The sequence below is a fragment of the Micromonospora sp. A3M-1-15 genome (assembly GCF_024213425.1).
Taxonomy (GTDB): Bacteria; Actinomycetota; Actinomycetes; order Mycobacteriales; family Micromonosporaceae; genus Micromonospora; species Micromonospora chersina.
Genome location: NZ_JANAVK010000003.1, coordinates 763,326 through 782,925 on the forward strand (window position 1 = coordinate 763,326; position 19,600 = coordinate 782,925).

Consider the following 19,600-nt stretch of genomic DNA (forward strand, 5'->3'; position numbering starts at 1 on the left):
AGGCCGCTGCGGCTGACCTGAACCACGACCCGCAACACGACAGCCGCCGAGCGGAGCGATATTCGATTCGTCCCCTGTTCAGGCTGGGGGTGCAGCGGTACTTCCCCGGACGGCGAGCGTGGTGGCGAGCTCGAGACCGGCCGTACCGCGACGGCGAGCAGGTTTCGCCGGAGCCGCGAATGGTGATTGTCGGCGCATGTCATCGCTGTCCTCGCGGGCTCGCGGCGCCGTCTCCCGCGCAGCCGACAACCCTGGCCTGGAGCACCTCACCCGGGCCGGCTTCATCGGCTACGGAATCCTGCACCTGCTCTTCGCCTGGGTGATCGCGCGGGTCGCCTCGGGTGGGCCGACCGCCGACCGCGACCAATCGGGCGCCATGCAGGAGATCGCCGACGAGCCGTTCGGGCTGGCGCTCATCCTGGCGATCGTCGTCGGGCTGGTGGCCATGGCAGTCTGGCAGGTGCTGGAGATGTTCCGGGGGCGCTTGCTGAGCGAGCGGATGGCGTCGGCCGGCCGGGCCGCGTTCTACCTCTACCTTGCCTTCAGCGGGATCAAGGTGCTGCGCGGCAAGAAGTCGTCGAGCGCCGACACCCAGCAGGACACCGCCGAGGGTCTCCTCGCCTCGAGCGGCGGGCGGGTCACGGTCATCACGGCGGGGCTGATTCTGGCCGGGATCGGCGGATGGCTGGCGTTCGTCGGGTTCACCGGGCGTTTCGAGAAGCACCTGCGGGTCGGCGAGATGGCGGCCGGGACGCGGCGGCTCGTGCGCCGGCTCGGCGCGACCGGTTTCGTGGCCAAGGGCCTGGCGTACGGGAGCGCCGGCGCGCTGTTCGTCATCGCGGCATGGCGGTACGACCCGGACAAGGCACGCGGACTCGACGCGGCGCTGCGGACGCTGGCCGGCGAGGCGTACGGCACCGGCCTGCTGCTCGTGATCGCGGTCGGCTTCGCGGCGTACGGCCTGTTCGCGCTGACCGAGGCCCGCTACCGCAAGGTCTGACCGCTCAGCGGAGGCCGGGCCAGGCGGCGAGGTAACCGAGGTCGGTGAGCACCACCCAGCTACCGGGTTACCGCTTCCGACCGTGACCGCGTTGCGGCGTCCGCGTGGGCGGTCAGGCGGACGCCGCCGCGGGCAGGTCCACCACCAGGAGCCGGTCGTCCAGGCCGACCAGCACGCCGTGCCGCCGGGCGTACGCCTGCGCGGCCGGGCCGAATGCCGGATCGTCCGGCGAGACCACCCGGCCGAGGCCGGCGCGGCACCGTCCGCCCCGGCACAGCTGCACCTCGGCTGGCCGGCGGAAGTGTCGCCACCACCGCTTGTCCGAGGCGTCGCCGACGAGCACGACGTACTGCTCCTCCGCTGCGGCATAGAGCACCGGCAGGCTGACCGGCCGCCCGTCGGCGGCGCGGTAGCGCACCTCGCACAGTTGCCCGTCGAGCAGGCCGTGCAGGCGCCGGGAACGCAGGACCGCCAGGATCAGCCGGTTGACCACGGCCGGCGGCCGGTTGGCGTGCCGGTGCCGTCGGGCGGGACGGGTGTCGCTGTTAGCCATGAGCTTTCTCCTGGTCCTCGTGCCCCTTGATGCTCGCCCCATGCGTGGCCCAGGTGCAGGGTCTTGCGGCCCGGTCTGTCGGAGGCGTCCGCGCGGGGTCAGCCGGTGTGGACGTGGGGCCGCCGAGTCGGGTCGGGTTCCTGCCGGCGCAGGATCTCCCGCGTGACGGGAGCGATCTCACCCTGACCGAAGATCAGGTAGCGCAGGAAGTTGCCGGCGGGGTCTCCCTCAGTCCACTCGAAGTAGATGTGCGGGCGGTGGTGGGTGAGGTCGCGGATGTGCAGCAGGAGCGCGGCGAGGGCGTTGGGCACGGACGAGCTGGCCAGCCGGAGCAGCCGGTATCTGCCGTGCACGATCGTCCCGCTGACGTGCAACTCGGTTTCGAAGTCCGACGGGTCGGTGACGGTGACCTCGACGAAGATGACGTCGCTGCCGGCGGGGAAATCGTTGTCCTTGACGATCTGCGCGAGTTTGTCGCGGTACTCGGCCGGGTTCCCCGTGCTCGACTCGTGGGCGATGAGCCGAATTCGCCGCCGGGCGCAGTCAGTGATGAACTGCCGGGCAGTGGCGTCCAGTTCTACCGTGTCGACCCGGAGGTCGAAGGCCCGGAACAGCCGGGATAGCAGCGACACCGCGATGATACCGGCGATGAAGGCGGCCGCGATCTTGACGCCGTCGGGCCGCTCGACGATGTTCGCGATCGTGGTGTAGACGAAGATCACCGTGATGATCCCGAACGCGACGGTGCGGCCGTGCTGGCGTCGGTGCCGGGCGGAGAGCGTCACTGCGGTCGCGGCGGAGGTGATCAGCACGAGCACGCCGGTGGCGTAGGCGCCGCCTTGGGCGTCGACGCTGGCGTCGAAGATCACCGTGATCAGGAACGCCACGGCGGTGAGCACCAGTACCAGCGGTCGCACCGCGCGGGCCCAGGTGGGGGCCATGCCGTAGCGGGGCAGGTAGCGCGGGACCAGGTTGAGCAGGCCGGCCATCGCCGAGGCGCCGGCGAACCAGAGGATCGCGATGGTCGACAGGTCGTAGATGGTGCCGAACACCTCGCCGAGGTGCTGGTGCGCCAGGTACGCCAGGGCCCGCCCGTTCGCTGGCCCGCCCGGCTTGAACTCGTCGGCCGGGATAAGGATGGTGGTGACGATGCTGCTGGCGATCAGGAAGATGCTCATGATCACAGCGGCGGTGGTGAGCAGCCGCCGCGTGCCCCGGATCCGCCCGGTTGGCTTCTCCTCGGTGTCCTCCGGGTCGCCCGTGACGTGCGGCATCACCGCGACGCCGGTCTCGAAACCGGACAGGCCGAGCGCGAGCTTGGGAAAGACGAGCAGCGCGATGCCGACCATGAGCAGCGGGTCGCCGTGCTGGGCGGTCAGTGCGATGGTCCAGTCACCGATCATGGCGGGATGGGTGAGCACCCGCCAGAGCGCGTCGCCGACCACGACCGCGTTGAGCGCCAGGTAGACGCCGACCAACCCGACGGCGATGCCGATCGCCTCGGTGAACCCCTTGAGAAATACCCCGCCGAGCAGCGCCACCAACAGCAGCGTGATGATCACCGGGTGGCCGCGCAGGCTGTCCGGCCAGAACGGGTTCTCGTCGATGTGCGCGGTGGCGTCGGCTGCCGACAGGGTGATCGTGATGATGAAGTCGGTCGCGGCGAAGCCGAGCAGCACCAGCACGAACAGCTTGCCCTGCCAGTAGGCCAGCAGCTTCACCAGCATCGCGATGGAACCCTCGCCGTGCGGGCTGTCGTGCGCGACCCGCAGGTAGACCGGCAGCGCTCCGAGCAGGGTGACCAGGACCAGTACCAGGGTCGCGATCGGAGACAGCACGCCGGCGGCCAGCGCCGCGATGCCGGGTTGGTAGCCGAGGGTGGAGAAGTAGTCCACGCCGGTGAGACACATGACCTTCCACCAGCTGTGGTGGTGGTGCTCCGGCGGTCGAGCGTGGGGACCTTCGGTCCGGGCGGGCCGCGCGGAGGTGTCGGCCAGCAGCCAGCCGCTGAGCGGGCGTTTCTTCCGTTCTCGTACCCGGTCCCGCACGTCGACGCTCACGGTGCCTCCCCAGTTCCTCCCGTCGCCGGGAGAGTGGGCCCTGCACGTACCTGCTGGCCGGGAGAGACCCAGGCGTTGCCGCACGGCTACCGGACCATCGCCCGGTCGACCACGACGTTCCGTCGCCCATGATCGGGCCGGCAGGCCGGATCGACGGCCGCTGCTACGCCGATTTAACGCGTACCGCCGTTTCTTTCACGCCTTTCATACGCCGACGCCCTTGACCCCTCGCAGGCCGAGACCCGTACGGACCTTCGGGTCCTCGGCCGGCTTCGACCAGTCGCCAGCACGCTCGACACCGTCGGTGTGGCCGACGGAGGCGCAGACGACCCCGCGGCAGTAGTGGCGTTCCCGGTCGCAGCGGGGCTGCTGACTGGTTGCCCCAGGGCGTCGAGGCTGCGGTGTGCGCGGCAATCCTGTGGCGAAGCCGCTGCGACCGGCCGACACGTGTCCGGCCGGTCCACGCGTACCGGCGATCAGTTGGTGGTGACCGGCGTCCCGTTCACCACGGCCCGCTCCACGGTCGGTCCGGGGGCCGGCACGACCCCGGTGCGGACCGCGTCCAGCAGCGCCATGCCTTGACCGGCCAGCGACGCGACCACGCTGCTGAGCCCCTCGGCGCCGTTCAGCACGGTGATGTTGGCGCCCTGCAGGCCGACCGCGGCCGCGCGCAGCAGGTCGGGCAGCTGCTCGATGATCCGCTGGTCGAGGGCTATCCGGTCCTGCGCGGCGGCCGCCTCGGCGGATAGCTTGGTGGCGTCGGCCTGCGCCTGGGCCAGGGCGCGGATCCGCTCGGCCTCGGCCTGGGCGGGCCGGATCACCTCGGCGATCAATTCGGCCTGCCGCAGCTCGGCGTTGCGTTCGGCGACCCGGGCGCGCTCGACGAGCACCTCCTGCTGGGCGCGGGCCGCCGCCAGCGGGCCGGCCTGGGCCGCCGTCTGCTGGGCCTGGTCAATCTCGGCCTGGTACTGGGCCCGGGCGATCGCGGTCTGCCGGGCGTACTCGGCCTGGTGTCGTACGCTCTCCTGCTGCGCCATAGCGCTGGCCTGGTCGGCGGCGGCCTGCGCCACCTTCGCGTCCTGGTCGACCTTGGCCTGGTGCGGGGCGGCGAGCGCGCGGATGTAGCCGACGCCCTTGTCGTCGATGCTGCTGATCTGGAGCGAGTCGACGGCCAGGCCGATCCGGGCCATCTCGGTCTTGCTGGCATCCACGATAGCGTCCGCGAGGGTCTGCTGCTCGCGGATGATCGACTCGACGGTCATGCTGCCGATGATGCTGCGCAGGTGACCGCTGAAGATCCGCCCGACCAGGGTTGGCATCTGGCTCTGGTCGCCCTGGAAACGCCGGGCGGCGGCGGCGATGGACTCGTGGTCGTCAGCGACCTTGAACGCGATGACGGCCTGCACGGTCAGGGTGATGCCCTGCTTCGTGTAGCAGTCCTCGACGACCTCGGCCTCCTGCATGGCCAGCGTGAGCCGGGTGGCCTTGGAGAAGACCGGCACCACGAAGACGCCGTGACCTGTGACGATCTTAAATGGGAGCGCCTCGGCTCCCCGCTGCTTGCGTCCGCTGATGAGCAGAGCCTCGTTCGGGGCGGGCACCCGGTATCCGAACATTGGAGGACCCTTCTGTCCTACCGGGAGACCTCGCCCCCGGCGACGGTGGGCCATGGCTCGACGTCGATCTGGCGCGCGCCACGGTTGTTGATGATCAGTACCTCGGCGCCGGCCGGAACCGGCGTCGAGGCGTACGCGAGGTAATAGTGCGCGATGCCGTCCACCACGACGCGGACCTCCCCTGGGCGATCACCGCCGCGCAGTGCGTGCACCACGCGCCCGATCCTGCCGACCAGCAACCGACCGTCCACCATGCTCCCCGCGACCGGGCGCCTAGCGCTGTCCGCGCCGCCCGCCGATCATTCTCCGCCCGGATCGGCCGTAGGAAAAGAGTGCCAGCCGCTCACTCCTGCGGTGCGACGACCGGCCGCCCAGCCAGACTCGTCTGGGCGCCGCATTGAACAAGGCGCGCCGATTTCCGGTGGCATCAGGAGCAGGCGATCTACGGGCCTCTCCACGGCTTCCGGGATGCCGCCGACGGTGACGATGCCACCCGAGCGCTGGCGGGTGCTGGCGGCGCGGGTGTGTCCATGACAGATCGGTATCAGCACCTCGGCGACGTTCCTTTCGGAATGCTCGACGACAGGCGAGGGTTAGGCCAACGTCGCTGGCAGGACGAGGAGGGCGAAACGGAACACTCGCCCGAGTAGGCACGCGACGGCGAACTCCCAGTGTCGAAGGCCCGCGGTGCCGGCGGCGAGGCTGACTGCGGCCAGCGGTGGAACCCCGACTGTGGCGGAGACGAGCACCGTCGGTAGGGCGCTGCGCCGACGGGAGAGCCAGCGCTGGGTCCGCCCGGCCCAACGGGCGCCCGCGGCCGCCGCGCAACCTGATCGGCTCCGATGCGCGAGTTTGTGGGCCAGCCTCCCCGTCCCGCGACGCGCGGCTTCGAACAGGAGCAGTTTGCCGGCGGTCTGCCCGAGCGCCAGAGCGAGGACGGCGACCAGAGCGTGGCCGCCACGGTGTCCGGCGACTACGGCGTAGGCCTCGGCGTTGACGATCGGGACGAGGGCCGAGGCGAGACCGTACCCGAGCGCCAGCACCGCCTCGGCGAGGCTGCTCATGCCCGGCCGTCCCGTTCGAGCAGCCGAACCATCGCCGCGGTTGACCACAGCTTGACCGCAATGACGGCGACGGCGACGGCGAGCGCGAGCCGGTACTGCCCGAACGTGATGGCGCCGATGACCCCGGCGGTGTTGGCGGCCTTCGCCATGGGCGACCAGTTCCACGCCCATACCCGCCGGTCGATCAGGTAGAAGTAGTTGGGGCTGATCACGGGCCAGCACAGGAACGCCAGCGACAGCATGGTGTCCAGCACCAGGAACGAGAGCAGGAACACCAGGGCCACGACCGCGACGTCGGGCAGGAGTGAGACCAGACCCGCGCCGAGCACGGCGGTGCACGCACGGTCGCTCACGATATCGAGGACGGCCCCCGCCCGGGTCTCCTGTCCGAGCCTGCGGGCGGCCCAGCCGTCAAGCACGTCGCCGAGCCAGTAGATGCCGTACGCCACTGCCAGCAGTACGACGGAGCCGGCGACGAGGGCGGCGACACCGACGGTGACAGAGGCGACCGTGCGGATGGCGGTGATGTAGTTGGGAACCGTACGGAGAGGGCCGGTGCTGATAGCGGTGCGCAGGTCAACATGAGTCACCTCCGTAGCGTCGTGCGGTGAGCGTTCCGGGCGGAACGTGCCGCGGTGCCGATCTGGTCGCGGGAGCGGCACCGGAGTGCCGGCCGATCTGGTACCGAGGTACCTGGCCGGCTTCCGGGCTGGTCGCCGAGACTGTGCAGGTGAGGACCAGGAACCGGGAAGGGTTGCGCGACCCCGAGCGAGTGCGCCGCCTTGCTTACGGCGCGGCGGGCTTGATCGTCGCCGTCGTGGTCACGACCGTCGAGGGGGGCCTGTCCGTGCCGGCGGGCTGGGCGCGGCTGGTGCTGCCCATTGGCCTCGGGGCCGTGGCGCTGCGGCCCCGCTACCGGGCCCTGGTCTTCGCGGTCTGTGCCGGGTTCGTGGCGATGGTGAGCACCGGGGAGTCGGTGCAGTTGGGCCTCGCGGCCGCCGGCCTCGTGTTCTTCTCGACCTGCGAAGACCCGGCCCGACGCCCGTGGCTGGGGTGGGTGGCCGGCTTGACCGGCGCCGCCGGCGCCCTCGCTGTCGCGCTGCTCGACCAGCGTGGGCTGTACGAGCAGCCCATCGTCTTCGTGACGGCCGGCTACCTCCTGGCGATCCTGCTCCGGTCGTGGTCACGCGGCTACGCCCTCACCCGGGAGGCAGGAGAGCTGCGCGGCCAGGCAGCCTGGCTCGAGCAGCGCACGAACCTGGCCCGCGAGCTGCATGACGTGGTCGGCCACCACGTCACCGCGATGGTGGTTCAAGCCGAGGCGGGCCAGTTCAGTGACGACCCGGGGGCGGCGCTGCGGGCGATCGCGGACAGCGGACGCATCGCACTGAGCGAGCTCGACACGCTCGTCGTGCACCTGCGTGACCCGGAAGCGGCGATCGCGGTGAGCGCGCCGCCGCGCCTGTCCGACATCGACGAGCTACTCGCGCAGCCGCTGCGCCAGCAGGGCGTGACGGTGCAGGTACGTCTGGACCCTGAGCCAGGGCTGGACGAGATCGGCGTGTTGACCGTCTACCGCATCGCCCAAGAGGCCCTCACCAATATCGCCCGCCACGCGAAGGCCACGGCTGCCTGCGTCGAACTGATCCGCATCGGCGACCGCGCCCGTCTGCGGGTCAGCGACGACGGCATCGGGCCGCCCCCTGCACCCACGCGCGGCTCGGGCCTACTCGGCATCGAGGAGCGCGTGCGAGCTCGCGGTGGGAGCTGGGAGCTGAGCCGGCGACCTGGCGGCGGCACCATCGTTCAGGCCAACCTGCCGGCGGCGAAACCGTGATCCGTGTTGCGATCGCCGACGACCAGCAGTTGGTCCGCGACGGCTTCAGCCTGATCCTGCGTTCCCAACCCGACATCCACGTCGCCGCTGAGGCCTCCGACGGTCGGCAGCTCCTCGACGCCGTGCGTCACGACTCCCGCATCGACGTCGCCCTGGTCGACATCCGCATGCCGGTACTCGACGGCCTCCAAGCCACCCGCGAGCTGGCCGCGATCCCGCACGCCCCGGCCGTGATCGTCGTAACCACCTTCGACGACGACGCCTATGTCCTGGACGCCATCGCCTCCGGCGCGCGCGGATTCCTGCTCAAGCGGGGCAGCGCCCGCGATTTGATCGCCGCGGTGCGCACCGTCGCGGCCGGGGAGGCAATCCTCTCCGCCGAGGTCACCGGCGCCGTCCTCGACCGGGTACGCGCGACCGGACCGGCCACCCGCGTGGAACTGGCGGCCTACCAGCCGACCGCTCGGGAGACCGACGTGCTCGCCCTGATCGGTGCCGGACTCAACAACACCGAGATCGCAGAACGCCTCTACCTCTCCATGAGCACCGTCAAAACTCACGTCACCAACGTGCTGGCCAAGACCGGCAGCCGCGACCGCGTACGAGCCGCCATCCTGGCGATCCAGGCCGGCCTATCACCCTGACAAGAACCAGCAGCGGTCTCGCTCAGCGCGTCCGATCGACTCCCTCGGTACCGTCGCTGTTGACAGCGCATCGAGAGCTCAAGATCGGGTACGCGCTCCTCGGCACGACCGAAGATCGAACCACGCGTCCGCTGCCCACCGTGCATAGCGCATGGCGGCGGCAGATCTGGTCGCCTGACCTGGCCCCAATCGAGCTGCCAAGCAGGGGCACAGCGACGTGCGCCGTCGCACTGTCGAAGGCAGTGCCAAGCGGGTGAGCTGTGGTCGCGTCCGCAGGCTCAGGACGCGGTATCAGTCGTGGGTGATCGAGAGACCGAGGATCACCGCCGCGGAAACCACCACATGTCCGGGTGCGAGATCCTGAGCGGAAGCCTCACCGCCCGAACCATGGCCACGGTAACGTTCGTGGCCCACGTTTTCTGGATCGACGTCATCGATGTGCACGACAGCACCGAGCCGAACCCCGGCCGCCTCGGCGTACAACTCGGCCTTCCGTCGAGCAGCCGCTACCGCCTGACGCCGAGCCTCCGCGCGCATCTCAGCCTTCGTCGAAACGTCGAAGTCAACCGCAACGATCCCGAGGGCGACCGGGACCTGGCGGGCGGGATTACGCGCGGAGTCTGGGGGGCGTCAGGAACAGCTCCCGATCGCGCCAGACCACGACGACGGACACCACCAGCAGCAGGGCCGTCTGGATCAACTTGGTGTCCGGGTGCGTGAGGAAGACCTCGTTGCCGAAGTTGGCGGCGAGGTGGAAAACGATCGCGACGAGGACGCTGCGGCCGCCGCGGTAGTAGAGCCAGTTCATCAGGATGATGAACGGGATCAGCGAGAAGGCGTAGTTGAGGCTGTGGATCAAGCCCTCCTCGACGACCTCCGCCTGGTAGTAGCCCTTGATGAAGCCGAGCGGCACGTGCCACAGCACCCAGACGACACCGAACACCAGCGACGCCCACAGGACCTTCATCCGGGACGCGAGCGCATCCGTGCCGTAGGTCTTCCAGGCGACCTCCTCCAGGACGGGGGCCAGCACGAGCGTGATCCACGCAGGCAGCAGGCCCGTCGCGAACGTGAAGCCGTTGCGGAGCTCGAACTGCGAGACGTCGTAGCCGAACGGGATGGAGATCGCGGTGGCGACGAGCAGGGCGCCCGGGAGCAGGGCGACAGCCGCTAGCCAGACCCAGGCGCGAGTGCCGCGCGGCGCGACCAGGCGAGCGAGGACGTCGCGGGTGAGCCCGTCCTTGCGGATGAACCAGATCGCCACGACGACCGGGGCGGCGAGACCGGCCAGGCCGAGGCCGGTCATGACGGCGAGGGTCGTCTGGCTGGGATCGGGCTGGTTCGACAGCCAGGCAGCGGTGAACCACAGCACCCACGGGATGGCGGTGGCGAGGACGTAGAACGCGAGGGGGTGGCGGTACCGGCTGACGTTCTGCAGCTCCAGCGCGCGACGCATCTCAGCAGGTTGGAGAGGTTGTGCCGTACGGGTCATGACCTGCATGTTTTCCCTGCTGAGCCGGAATCGCCATGGCTCCCAGGGCGAGTTCCGGGACGCCTCAGGGTCGGCTCAGGGGGCGGGGGCAGGGTTCGGGCAGGGTGAAGATCTGACCGTTACAGGCGTTTCGGTAAAGGCGCTCCCAATCATGGCGATATGGGGAACGGGCACTGGCAACCGCGGAGAGCTTCCGATCGCAACGGGCGCCCGCGAGTGGGACGCACGCGACGCCCGCATCACGCATACCGCACGGTGTGCGGCTACATGAGAGTGAGGCTGATCTTGGCTGGATTAATGTCGGCCGGAGTTGTCGCATCCGGGCCGCGTTGTTCGTAGCTGTGTGAGAGGCCGCCCACAAGGGCGCGGTCACGACCAAAGGAGATGTCAACCTATGCAGCACCCACTGGCCAAGATCCACCGCGTGTTCGAGCTCGTCGAGCCGATCGCCACCGTCACCTTCTCCGAGGTGCCGAACGAGGCGTTCCTGGCCTTGGGAATGCGCAACTACTGGGACGGATACTTCGCGGGCCGGGCCGCACCGCTGGGCCTGGCACCGGCCGAGGTGGTGCACGCGGTCTTCTACAACTTCGCCGACGGCGAGGTGGCCCGCCACATCCCCTGGGTCTGGGGAAAGACCACCCCGCAGGAGGCGATCGCCGTGCGCGAGCGGGGCAGCGCCGCCGCGCTGCGACAGAGGATCGGTCCGCTCGCCGACTCCCCCGACCTGGTGCGGGTCGCCGACCTGGCCACCCGGGCAGCGGTCAGCGCGCCGACCGAGGGCCGCGCGCTGTACGCAGGGCTGCGGGCGCTCGACGTGCCCGCAGAGCCGGTGGCCAGGCTCTGGCACGCGGCGACGCTACTGCGAGAGCACCGCGGGGACGGCCACAACGCCGCCCTCCTCGCCCACGGCATCGGCGGCACCGAGGCCCACGTCCTGCTCGCCCTCTCCCTCGGCATGCGGGCGGAGGAGTTCGGCCGGACCCACCACCTGCCCAAGGCACAGCTCGCCGGTGTCGTCGACGGGCTGCGCCGCCGCGGCCTCGTGGACGCCGCCGGCGGGTTCACCGACGCCGGCCGGGAAACCAAAGAGCGGATCGAGGCCCTCACCGACGAGCTGGCGGCGCCGGCGTACGACGTACTCACCCCCGACGAGATCGACGAGCTGATCGCGGGGCTCAAGCCGATCGCGGCCACGGCACAGGAAGTCGACGACTGAGCGGGCGCATCAGACGTCGGCCACGACCCCAGCTCACCGGGCACCCTGCGGCAACGCATGGACGGCGAAGATCTCTCCGGGGTCAGCATGCCCGTCGAGCTCATCATCCGTGGCTCGGCGGCAGCGGCAGGCCGAACCCGAGGCGCTGCTCGCCCAGGCGCGTACGGCCATGGCGAACGACACACAGGAGGTGCTGACGGCGGTCCGGGTGTTCTTCGGAGACGAAGCGGCCGACGTGACCGCCGTCGAGATGCCGGGATAGCTGCGTGCGCATCCCGTCATCGGCTGGCAAGAGCGCCGGCCACCGGCGACTGCTCCTGCCTCAACTCTGCGTGCTACGAGCCGCGGCGCCGCCCGCCACCGGCCCCCACCGGTTCGATCACCTGCGAGAACTCCTGGGGAAGCTGGGCCACGGCGTTCTCGAACTCGTCTTGGGTTACGGCCTCACGCAGGGTGGTGAGCACCGCGCGGACCCCGGCACCGGCGAGCGCACGGTCGACCCCCGGACGATCCCCCACCCGCCGCACAAACTCGTCGAGCCCGAACGAGGTGGCCATTTCCCCTCCGAGCGGTCTGCTCAGGTGACCGGCAAGTCGATCCGGAAGCTGATAGGCGAGGTCCTCAGCCTGGCCGGCGCTGATCCGATCCGCCAACGTCTCCAACGTCACCCCGGTCAGTGTGGCCGCCTGATCGGTCGACACCTTGGCCCGCGTGGCCACCGCGTTGACGAAATCCTCGTATTCCACCTGATTCTCCCTCCGGCCAGATCCCCCGTCGAACGGCTGGAATGCGTCACATCGCTTCGTTGAGCGAACTGGTACTTCGACAGCCTGCTAGGACGGGGGGTGATGCGGCCTCATCCCCATCGGGCGAATCACCACGGCGCCCTGCGGCGACCTCCTCGACATCCCGGTGGAACGGGACGAGCGGGCGAGGTGGTGGCGAGGCTGCACCAATGCGGCTACGAGGTCACTCGCGCGCTGCAGACCGGGCCGGGCGGGAGGGCGTGCGCGGACCCTACCGGGCGGACCGGGCTGGCCTGATCGCCCCCGCGATCTCGTGGCCGCCATCCGTGGGACTGCATCGCCGACGGTCGGGGCTGTCGGGCGAATGACGGGTGTATGGCTTTCGCCCTGCTCCTCCGTTTCCACTCTCCGGCGACCTCCGCTTTTGTAGGTTGGCGAAAGAAGCGTCCTCCGCCCCCGAGGGGCGTGCCGAAGGAGGCAGACGCGCGTGAGGCCAAGCCCGCTCCCCCGGATCCTTCGCCGGCGCGGCGAGCCTGACTATCCGACGTTCCTGGAGCTCTTCTTCGACCTGGTCTACATCTTCATGCTCTCCAGGCTCTCGGCGGGGCTGGCCGAGGACCTCACCGTCCGGGGCGCCGCCGAGACCGCCGTCCTGTTGATGGCCGCCTGGTGGGTCTGGGTACTGACCGCGTGGCTCACCGATCTGTTCAACCCGCGCCTGCCGGTCATTCAGGCCACCGTCCTGGCGGTCATGTTCGGCACCTTGTTGATGGCGATCGCGGTGCCGTACGCCTTCGCCGATTACGGCTGGCTGCTCGTCGCGGCGTACTTCGGCATCCATCTCGTCCGGGACGCCGTCCTCATCCCCGGTACCCGGGTGAATCGCCCGATCCAGGCCCGGAGCATCCGGGTGTTCTTCTGGTTCGGCGTCACGGCGCTGCCGTGGGTGGCCGGGGTGTTCGTGCACGGAACGGCCCGGCTGCTGCTGTGGTCGGTCGCGGTGGCGGTTGACCTCGGGTCGGCCCGGTTGGGCTGGCCGACGCCGAAACTTGGTCGCACCGAACTGGCCAGTCAGATCTTCACCGGCACGCACCTGTCCGAGCGGCATCGAGAGATCTTCATCATCTCCCTCGGCGAGCTGATCCTCGCCTGCGGCATCGGGCTGGCCGGCAGCGGCTTCCAGGCCGGCCGGGTGGCCACGAGTATCGTCGGGTTCGCCAGCGCTGTCGTGCTCTTTCAGCTCTATTTCCACCGGGTGCGGCAGCTGCTGGCGCCGCCCGCTGTCATGGTGGTGGAGCGGGTCCAGCCCGGCACCTCCACCTCGTACAGCCACCTGGTGATGGTGGCCGGGGTGCTGGTGGTGTCGACAAGCGTCTCGCTGGTCATCGACCGGCCGTTCGGTGCGGCACCGGCCGCCTGGATCGCCGCCATCCTCGGCGGGCCGGCGCTGTTCCTGCTCGGGAGTTGCCTGTTCGACGCCGTGCTCACCGGTCGGATCCTCTGGTCCCGGGCTTTGGGGATCGTGCTGCTGTGCGTCATCGGCCCCGTGATGGCGCTGCTTCCGCCGCTGGCAATCCTGGTCGTGGCGAATCTGGTGCTGCTGCTCATCCTGGCCTGGGAGACGTTGCCCGCACACGCGCGGCCGGTTCGGGTCACCGTGCCGACCGGGTGACGGTCACCCGAGCGCCGGTGGCATCGGCGCGCGGGCGTGCAGGTGGGTGCTCACCAGGTTCGCCGCAGCGACCAGGGCCAGGATGCTCATGGCGAGCAGCGCCACCACGACCGGCGGCAGCAGGCCCGCGGCCGGCGCAGCGCCGGCCAGCAGGACCAGCCCGGCCAGCCGGGACCGGGAGATCCGACCGAAGACCGTGTAGTCCAGCACCCCGCGACCGGCCAGGAACAGCGCCGGTCCGCCGAGGATGACCGCAGCCCACGAGGGCGGCGTCTCCCCGAAGGGACGCATCACGACGAGGTGACTCGTGACCGCCATGCCGCCGATGCCCGCCACCATGATCAGGTGAGTGACGGCGGCGGACTGCGTGAGCAGTGACGGGTTCGTCGATCGCGCGATGGCCTCGGTCAGCAGCTCGCCGGCCCGGTAGATGTAGATCCGCCAGGCCAGCACCACGGTCGTGAACACGACCAGCAGCGCCCACGCCCGGTCCCTGGTGTAGTCGCTCAGGCTGAAGGTCGTCCCGATGACGAAGATGGAGGCGCCGAGCGCGATGATGACGAACTGCCGGTACCGCTCGGCCACCCGCTCGCCGACCAGCCGCCACTCCTGCGGCTGCGACCGCCCGAGCTTCGGCAGCGGCCAGCCGAGCGAGGCGGCGACATACTCCATGGCGACCGTCGCCGCCCAGAGCAGGAGGCGGGTGTGGCCGGTGGCCAGCGCGCCGCCGATCCAGCCGACGGCGGCGATGCTGTACCAGAACACGATCCGGCCGCTGCGACGCGGCTCGGCCGCACTCGGCACGAGCAGGAGGTAGTAGGTGCTCGAACCGAGGTGGATCGCCAGGTAGGTGATCGCGAAGAGCAGGCCGCGCCCGTCGTACGCCTCAGGTGCCGCGGCCGCCAGCAGCAGGCTGGCGGCCGCCACCCCGATGAACTGCACCTGGACCGCGGGCCGTGTCAGGTCCAGGGTGTCGGCGGCCCACGTGGTCACCGCCCAGACCAGGGTGAACGCGAGCAGCAGGACCAGCGTCTGGCCGACGCCGGTCCAGCTCACGTCGGCGGCGAGCACCCTGACCAGGGAGATCATCACAAAGACGTACGCCAGGTCGAAGAAGAGCTCCAGGAACGCCGGGCGGCCGGGGTCCCGTGGGGTCGGAGCCGCCGCGTCGGCGCCGCCTTCGGTCACCATCGACGTCCTCCGGACCCCCGCACGTCCTCGCCTGATGACACCTTACGGGCAGCGGCCCGGCCGCAGGGTCGCCATCGGCGTCATACCCGCTACCGCGCGATCTTTCGGTGGTGACGGCCCGGTGAGCGATGGCTGCCGCCCTCGGCGCCGCGCGGCGCCGAGGGCGGCAGCCGAATCCCCAACCATCTATGTGACCAGATGCGGATACGGGCACGGCGTGACACCTCACGGCCGGCGCCTCTCGACCCGGGTCCACCCGATCCAGCCACGCTCGGCAACGAGCTCCCGTAGCCGCGCGACGGCGGGGTGGGCAGCGTCGGCGAACGAGTCCATCAGGTGCACGAACGCCGCGTCGGGCGTGAACTCGTCCTGCTGGTCCAGCTCCCCGTCGGCCGCCGCCTGCTCGAACAGCTCGCTCATCAGGTCGGCCGTCTCGCGTAGCAGCTCCTCGTCCTCCCAGTCGTCGGCGATCCGACCGATGAGCTGGTAGAGCCGGACGACCTTCGGGTTGGCCAGCTGGGCCACCTTCTCGACCATGAGCGCGGGTATCGCCTCCGGCCACCGCGCCGCCATGAGGATCCACGCGTCGCGTTCCGCCTCGACGAGGGCCCCCGCCGCTCCGATGGCACGGAGACGGTCGAGGTAGTCGAGCACCTCCGCGGGCACGGCCAGGGAGTCGCCGCCCCCGAGCCGGGCGATGCGCCGCCGGTGCTCCTGCAGCGCGCGGATCTGCGTCCGCAACCGTCGGTCGATCTCGGTGGTCGCGGCGGCGAACGTCTCCGGGTCGGCGTCGAGGAGTTCGCTGACCCGGGCCAGCGGGACGCCCGCCTCGGCGAGGGTGCGGATCCGGATGAGTCGCACGACCGCGGCCGCGTCGTAGCTCCGGTAGCCGGAGGCGTCGCGCTCCGGCTCCCGAAGCAGCCCGATCTGGTGGTAGTGCCGCACCGCGCGGATGGTCACCCCGGCGTAGGAGGCCAGCTGGCCGATCGTCAGCATGACCTCAGCCTGCATGACCAGGACCCGTCGTCAACTGATCTTCCGGCGGTAGATGGTCATGGCGACGCCGTAGGCGACGACGAGGAGGCCGGCACACCAGGCAAGGGCGATCCAGATGTCGCCGCCGACGTGCTGCTGGGCGAACAGGTCGCGGATCGTGTTGACGATGGACGTCACCGGCTGGTTCTCGGCGAAGGCGCGCACCGGGCCGGGCATGCTCTGCGTGGGTACGAAGGCCGAGCTGACGAACGGCAGGAAAATGAGCGGGTACGAGAACGCGCTCGCGCCGTCCACGGACTTCGCGGTCAGGCCCGGGATCACGGCGAGCCAGGTCAGAGCCAGCGTGAACAGCAGCACGATGCCGGCGACCGCGAGCCAGGCCAGCGCGCCTGCCCCCGAGCGGAAGCCCATGAGGAGGGCGACCAGCACCACCACCACGACCGAGATGAGGTTGGCGACCAGAGAGGTCAGCACGTGCGCCCACAGCACGGACGAGCGTGCGACCGGCATGGACTGGAACCGCTCGAAGATGCCGCTCTTCATGTCCAGGAACAGCCGGTACGCGGTGTAGGAGATGCCCGAGGCGATCGTGATGAGCAGGATGCCGGGCAGCAGGTAGTTCACGTACTTGTCCGACCCGGTCTGTATCGCGCCGCCGAACACGTAGACGAACAGCAGCATGAAGGCGATCGGCATGATCGCGGTCGTGATGATGGTGTCCGGGCTGCGGCCGATGTGGCGCAGGGACCGCCCCAGAAGGACGAGGGTGTCGCCGAAGAAGTGCCTGTTCATCGGGTTTCCTTGGTGGCTCGTGCGGTCGAGGTGGGGGCTCCTGCGGTGCTGTCGTCGCCGACGATGGCGAGGAAGACCTCCTCGAGGGTCGGCTGCTTCTCGACGTACTCGACCTTGGCGGGCGGGAGCAGCTGCTTGAGCTCGAGCAGGGTGCCGTTGGCGATGATGCGCCCCTGGTGCAGGACGGCGATCCGGTCGGCGAGCTGTTCGGCCTCGTCGAGGTACTGCGTGGTGAGCAGCACCGTCGTGCCCTGCCGGGCGAGTTCCCGGACGGCCTGCCACACCTCGAGACGTGCCTGGGGGTCGAGCCCGGTCGTCGGCTCATCGAGGAAGATAACTGGTGGGTTCCCGATGAGGCTCATCGCGATGTCGAGGCGGCGGCGCATGCCACCCGAGTACGTCGACACCTTCCGGGTGGCCGCATCGGTCAGCGCGAAGCGGGCCAGCAGGTCGTCCGCGATCCGGCCCGGGTCCCGCAGGTGCCGCAACCGGGCGACCAGCACCAGGTTCTCCCGCCCGCTGAGGATCTCGTCGACGGCCGCGAACTGCCCCGTCAGGCTGATCGACTCCCGCACTCTCGCCGCCTGCCTGACGACGTCGAAGCCGTTGACGCGGGCCGCCCCCGCGTCCGGCTTGAGCAGCGTGGACAGGATCCGCACGACCGTGGTCTTGCCCGCCCCGTTCGAGCCGAGCAGGGCGAAGATGCTGCCCCGCGCCACGTCGAAGTCCACACCGCGCAGGACGTGCAGCTCTTTGTATGACTTCTCCAGGCCCTGGACCTGGATCACAGGCCCGCGGGCCTGCTCGGTTGTCATCTGGAGATTCATGGACATGGCGCCAGCATGCGGGGTTGACGCTGCGTCAAGGTCAAGCCCCGGAGCATGGCAGGACGTCTGCGCAAATTCCGGGGTGGCGTCACGGCTGATCCACCGCTCGCTCATCAACGCGGCAGGCATTTCGGCACGGGCACCCGGATACGGTCCGTAGCGAGCGGTCGGCGTCCGCTGGGGTGTCCAGTCATGGTTGGTTGATCGCGCCCGGCGGCCTCGATCGAGGTGTTCCCAGGGCGCGCGAAGCTCAGCAGGCGGCCCCTAAACTTGCGGCTCGTGACGACATCCCCCACTCCGGTCGAGGTGGCCTTCGCGCTGTTGCGGGAGGGCCGTATGGGCGACGCCGAGAACCTGATGACGCGCGAACTGCAGGCAGCCGCCGACAGACACGGTCACGGCAGCCCGCAATGGGCATCGGCCCAGTGCGACCTCGGCAACGTGCTGCTCAACGCCGACCAACTCGACCGCGCGGTCGAGTGCTACCGCCGCGCCGTCTCCGCGACGCCACACGATCACGAATCCCGCAAGGACCAGTTGACCTACCGACTCAATCTGGGCTTGGCGCTGCGCATGGCCGGACGACTCGACGAGGCCGAGGCCGAGTTGCGCCAGGGGGTTCAGGAGCGGCTCGCCTTCTACGGTCGCGAGCACGCCGGGTACGCGTTCGGCCTCGAACCGCTGGCGGACCTGCTGCGGCAGCGTGGCGACGTGGCAGGTGCCCGGCAGGTCGTCGAGGAGGCGGTGGCCAACCTGTGGCGCAACGGGCACGAGCGGGTGGCCTCTGCGTTGGCGCTGCGAGCAGCGATTGTGCACGCCGGTGGCACCCGCGAGCCGCTTTTCGTGGGCCTGCAGCAACTGCCGGACGAGGTCGTCGAGGAGGTCGGGCGAGTCGTCATCCAGATGCTGGACCACGACGGCCGGGCATCCAAGCCGCTGCTCACCGCCCTGGTCGCCGCCTTGGAGGAGCGGCTCGGCATTGACCACCAGGCGACGCTCAACGCCTTGTCCGCGTTGGCGAACCTCGGCCGTGATCTCGATGACCAGGCGGGGCGGGTTGATGCGATCGAGCGCGTGCTCGCTTCCTACGACCGCCAGGGCCGGCAGGAGGAGGCGCTGATGGCAGCGCTCGGCTTGGCGATGGCTCAGGACGAGGCCGGCGATGCCGAGGCGGGGCTGCGCACGTACGCGTCGGCGCACGCGAGGGCGGAGCGCATCGGTCGTCCGGAGCTGCGGAGTCAGGTGCTGCGCAACTGGGGTCTCGCGCTGAAGGAGGCCGGCCAGGCGGGCCTGGCGGAGCAACGGCTGACGGAGGCGGTGAACCAGGCGCGCCGCGGCGCCGACCATGACACCGTCGGGCGGGCCTGCATCGCCCTCGGTCTGTTCCTCCAGCATGAGGCACGGCTGTCGGAGGCCCGCACGGTTCTGGAGGAGGGCCTGACCGTCATGGACCCCGTACACCCGGACGCGATCGTCGGCCGCAGCCACCTCGGTGCGGTCCTGGATGGGCGCACCTGCGGGTGCGGCGACATGGCCGGCACGATCGCCGACGCGTTCCGCGAGTTCGTTGTCACCAGGCTCCCCGCGGACCTGCTCGACCGCCTCGACGTGGCGATTGTCGACGGCGACTTCAAAATTGAAGTCGGGCTGCGGCGAGAACCGACCCAGGGCGAGCTCGATCGGCTCAACGACGTCTTCCAAACCGCTCACGCCGAATTCCGCCGCCGGATCAGCGAGCCCCGCTACGCCGGCTGACCGCCCGACCGCCGTTCCAGTACCAGGCTGTTGGCGCGCGCGACCAAGCCTCGACCTCGCCAGGATCACACGCACTGTTCTCGGCATGGTCGGATGCGCCCCACCTGCCGAGCAGCCAACGCCCGACCAGCGGCTA

Annotated in this window: 20 protein-coding genes; 7 read left to right on the forward strand and 13 right to left on the reverse strand. The window is 70.1% G+C overall.

Translation table 11 applies throughout. The features are described from left to right. Positions 1-196: 196 nt before the first annotated feature. On the forward strand, positions 197-1,000 hold the full coding sequence (locus tag NLX85_RS18695; protein ID WP_254336831.1) for a DUF1206 domain-containing protein: 804 nt from the start codon (positions 197-199) through the stop codon (positions 998-1,000). Positions 1,001-1,112: 112 nt separating this feature from the next. Here the strand turns inward: NLX85_RS18695 and NLX85_RS18700 are convergent, their stop codons facing one another. The 6 genes from NLX85_RS18700 to NLX85_RS18725 all read right to left on the reverse strand — a co-directional run bounded on the left by NLX85_RS18700 (position 1,113) and on the right by NLX85_RS18725 (position 6,883). Continuing rightward, positions 1,113-1,553 carry a hypothetical protein gene (locus NLX85_RS18700; RefSeq protein WP_254336833.1) on the reverse strand — a complete coding sequence of 147 codons (441 nt, stop codon included), beginning with the start codon at positions 1,551-1,553 and terminating at the stop codon, positions 1,113-1,115. Between the two features lie 98 nt (positions 1,554-1,651). Beyond that, positions 1,652-3,613, reverse strand: a complete 1,962-nt coding sequence (locus NLX85_RS18705) for an amino acid transporter (protein ID WP_254336835.1) — start codon at positions 3,611-3,613, stop codon at positions 1,652-1,654. A gap of 476 nt (positions 3,614-4,089) precedes the next feature. Next, positions 4,090-5,229, reverse strand: coding sequence for a flotillin family protein (locus tag NLX85_RS18710; RefSeq protein WP_254336837.1), 1,140 nt, complete (start codon positions 5,227-5,229; stop codon positions 4,090-4,092). A gap of 17 nt (positions 5,230-5,246) precedes the next feature. Next, positions 5,247-5,444 carry a hypothetical protein gene (locus NLX85_RS18715; protein ID WP_254336838.1) on the reverse strand — a complete coding sequence of 66 codons (198 nt, stop codon included), beginning with the start codon at positions 5,442-5,444 and terminating at the stop codon, positions 5,247-5,249. Positions 5,445-5,822: 378 nt separating this feature from the next. Then, entirely contained in the window at positions 5,823-6,293 is a 471-nt protein-coding gene (locus NLX85_RS18720) for a VTT domain-containing protein (protein ID WP_254336840.1), read from the reverse strand. After that, complete coding sequence (locus tag NLX85_RS18725; protein ID WP_254336842.1) at positions 6,290-6,883, reverse strand: CDP-alcohol phosphatidyltransferase family protein; 594 nt, start codon at positions 6,881-6,883, stop codon at positions 6,290-6,292. Before NLX85_RS18725 ends, NLX85_RS18720 begins: the two co-directional genes overlap by 4 nt. A 17-nt stretch (positions 6,884-6,900) precedes the next feature. On the opposite strand from NLX85_RS18725, the gene NLX85_RS18730 reads away from it, so the two are divergent. After that, positions 6,901-8,130 carry a sensor histidine kinase gene (locus NLX85_RS18730; RefSeq protein WP_254336844.1) on the forward strand — a complete coding sequence of 410 codons (1,230 nt, stop codon included), beginning with the start codon at positions 6,901-6,903 and terminating at the stop codon, positions 8,128-8,130. Next, positions 8,127-8,774 (forward strand): response regulator transcription factor, encoded by a 648-nt coding sequence (locus NLX85_RS18735; RefSeq protein ID WP_254336846.1) that lies wholly within the window; start codon positions 8,127-8,129, stop codon positions 8,772-8,774. Before NLX85_RS18730 ends, NLX85_RS18735 begins: the two co-directional genes overlap by 4 nt. A gap of 291 nt (positions 8,775-9,065) precedes the next feature. Here the strand turns inward: NLX85_RS18735 and NLX85_RS18740 are convergent, their stop codons facing one another. Together NLX85_RS18740 and NLX85_RS18745 are read right to left on the reverse strand one after the other, a co-directional pair. Further along, on the reverse strand, positions 9,066-9,350 hold the full coding sequence (locus tag NLX85_RS18740; protein WP_308210772.1) for an SIMPL domain-containing protein: 285 nt from the start codon (positions 9,348-9,350) through the stop codon (positions 9,066-9,068). A 31-nt stretch (positions 9,351-9,381) separates the two neighbouring features. Next, a complete protein-coding gene (locus tag NLX85_RS18745) occupies positions 9,382-10,230 on the reverse strand; it encodes a CPBP family intramembrane glutamic endopeptidase (protein WP_254336850.1) in 849 nt (282 codons plus the stop codon). Positions 10,231-10,660: 430 nt separating this feature from the next. Here NLX85_RS18745 and NLX85_RS18750 point away from each other — a divergent pair, with 430 nt between their 5' ends. Both NLX85_RS18750 and NLX85_RS18755 read left to right on the forward strand, forming a co-directional pair. Beyond that, a complete protein-coding gene (locus NLX85_RS18750) occupies positions 10,661-11,485 on the forward strand; it encodes a MarR family winged helix-turn-helix transcriptional regulator (protein ID WP_254336852.1) in 825 nt (274 codons plus the stop codon). Positions 11,486-11,594: 109 nt separating this feature from the next. Continuing rightward, positions 11,595-11,747, forward strand: a complete 153-nt coding sequence (locus NLX85_RS18755) for a hypothetical protein (protein WP_254336854.1) — start codon at positions 11,595-11,597, stop codon at positions 11,745-11,747. Between the two features lie 73 nt (positions 11,748-11,820). Here the strand turns inward: NLX85_RS18755 and NLX85_RS18760 are convergent, their stop codons facing one another. Further along, positions 11,821-12,231, reverse strand: a complete 411-nt coding sequence (locus NLX85_RS18760; protein ID WP_254336856.1) for a DUF2267 domain-containing protein — start codon at positions 12,229-12,231, stop codon at positions 11,821-11,823. Between the two features lie 487 nt (positions 12,232-12,718). On the opposite strand from NLX85_RS18760, the gene NLX85_RS18765 reads away from it, so the two are divergent. Next, positions 12,719-13,903, forward strand: a complete 1,185-nt coding sequence (locus tag NLX85_RS18765; protein WP_254336858.1) for a low temperature requirement protein A — start codon at positions 12,719-12,721, stop codon at positions 13,901-13,903. Positions 13,904-13,906: 3 nt separating this feature from the next. Here the strand turns inward: NLX85_RS18765 and NLX85_RS18770 are convergent, their stop codons facing one another. From NLX85_RS18770 to NLX85_RS18785, 4 genes are all read right to left on the reverse strand, one after another. After that, the gene (locus NLX85_RS18770; protein ID WP_254336860.1) at positions 13,907-15,094 is read right to left on the reverse strand and encodes a low temperature requirement protein A; all 1,188 of its coding nucleotides are present in this window, start codon (positions 15,092-15,094) and stop codon (positions 13,907-13,909) included. A gap of 225 nt (positions 15,095-15,319) precedes the next feature. After that, the gene (locus tag NLX85_RS18775; RefSeq protein WP_254336862.1) at positions 15,320-16,090 is read right to left on the reverse strand and encodes a MerR family transcriptional regulator; all 771 of its coding nucleotides are present in this window, start codon (positions 16,088-16,090) and stop codon (positions 15,320-15,322) included. Between the two features lie 30 nt (positions 16,091-16,120). Continuing rightward, complete coding sequence (locus NLX85_RS18780) at positions 16,121-16,882, reverse strand: ABC transporter permease (RefSeq protein WP_254336864.1); 762 nt, start codon at positions 16,880-16,882, stop codon at positions 16,121-16,123. After that, entirely contained in the window at positions 16,879-17,715 is an 837-nt protein-coding gene (locus tag NLX85_RS18785) for an ABC transporter ATP-binding protein (protein WP_254336866.1), read from the reverse strand. Before NLX85_RS18785 ends, NLX85_RS18780 begins: the two co-directional genes overlap by 4 nt. Positions 17,716-17,988: 273 nt before the next feature. Between NLX85_RS18785 and NLX85_RS18790 the strand changes: the two genes are divergently transcribed. Next, entirely contained in the window at positions 17,989-19,464 is a 1,476-nt protein-coding gene (locus tag NLX85_RS18790; protein WP_254336868.1) for a tetratricopeptide repeat protein, read from the forward strand. Positions 19,465-19,600 lie beyond the last annotated feature (136 nt).

Coding starts and splice junctions, on each gene's coding strand:
- NLX85_RS18780 (WP_254336864.1), bottom strand. CDS start 16,882: ATGAACAGGCACTTCTTCGGCGACACCCTCGTCCTTCTGGGGCGGTCC.
- NLX85_RS18700 (WP_254336833.1), bottom strand. CDS start 1,553: ATGGCTAACAGCGACACCCGTCCCGCCCGACGGCACCGGCACGCCAAC.
- NLX85_RS18710 (WP_254336837.1), bottom strand. CDS start 5,229: ATGTTCGGATACCGGGTGCCCGCCCCGAACGAGGCTCTGCTCATCAGC.
- NLX85_RS18720 (WP_254336840.1), bottom strand. CDS start 6,293: ATGAGCAGCCTCGCCGAGGCGGTGCTGGCGCTCGGGTACGGTCTCGCC.
- NLX85_RS18750 (WP_254336852.1), top strand. CDS start 10,661: ATGCAGCACCCACTGGCCAAGATCCACCGCGTGTTCGAGCTCGTCGAG.
- NLX85_RS18745 (WP_254336850.1), bottom strand. CDS start 10,230: ATGCGTCGCGCGCTGGAGCTGCAGAACGTCAGCCGGTACCGCCACCCC.
- NLX85_RS18695 (WP_254336831.1), top strand. CDS start 197: ATGTCATCGCTGTCCTCGCGGGCTCGCGGCGCCGTCTCCCGCGCAGCC.
- NLX85_RS18770 (WP_254336860.1), bottom strand. CDS start 15,094: ATGGTGACCGAAGGCGGCGCCGACGCGGCGGCTCCGACCCCACGGGAC.
- NLX85_RS18775 (WP_254336862.1), bottom strand. CDS start 16,090: ATGCTGACGATCGGCCAGCTGGCCTCCTACGCCGGGGTGACCATCCGC.
- NLX85_RS18785 (WP_254336866.1), bottom strand. CDS start 17,715: ATGTCCATGAATCTCCAGATGACAACCGAGCAGGCCCGCGGGCCTGTG.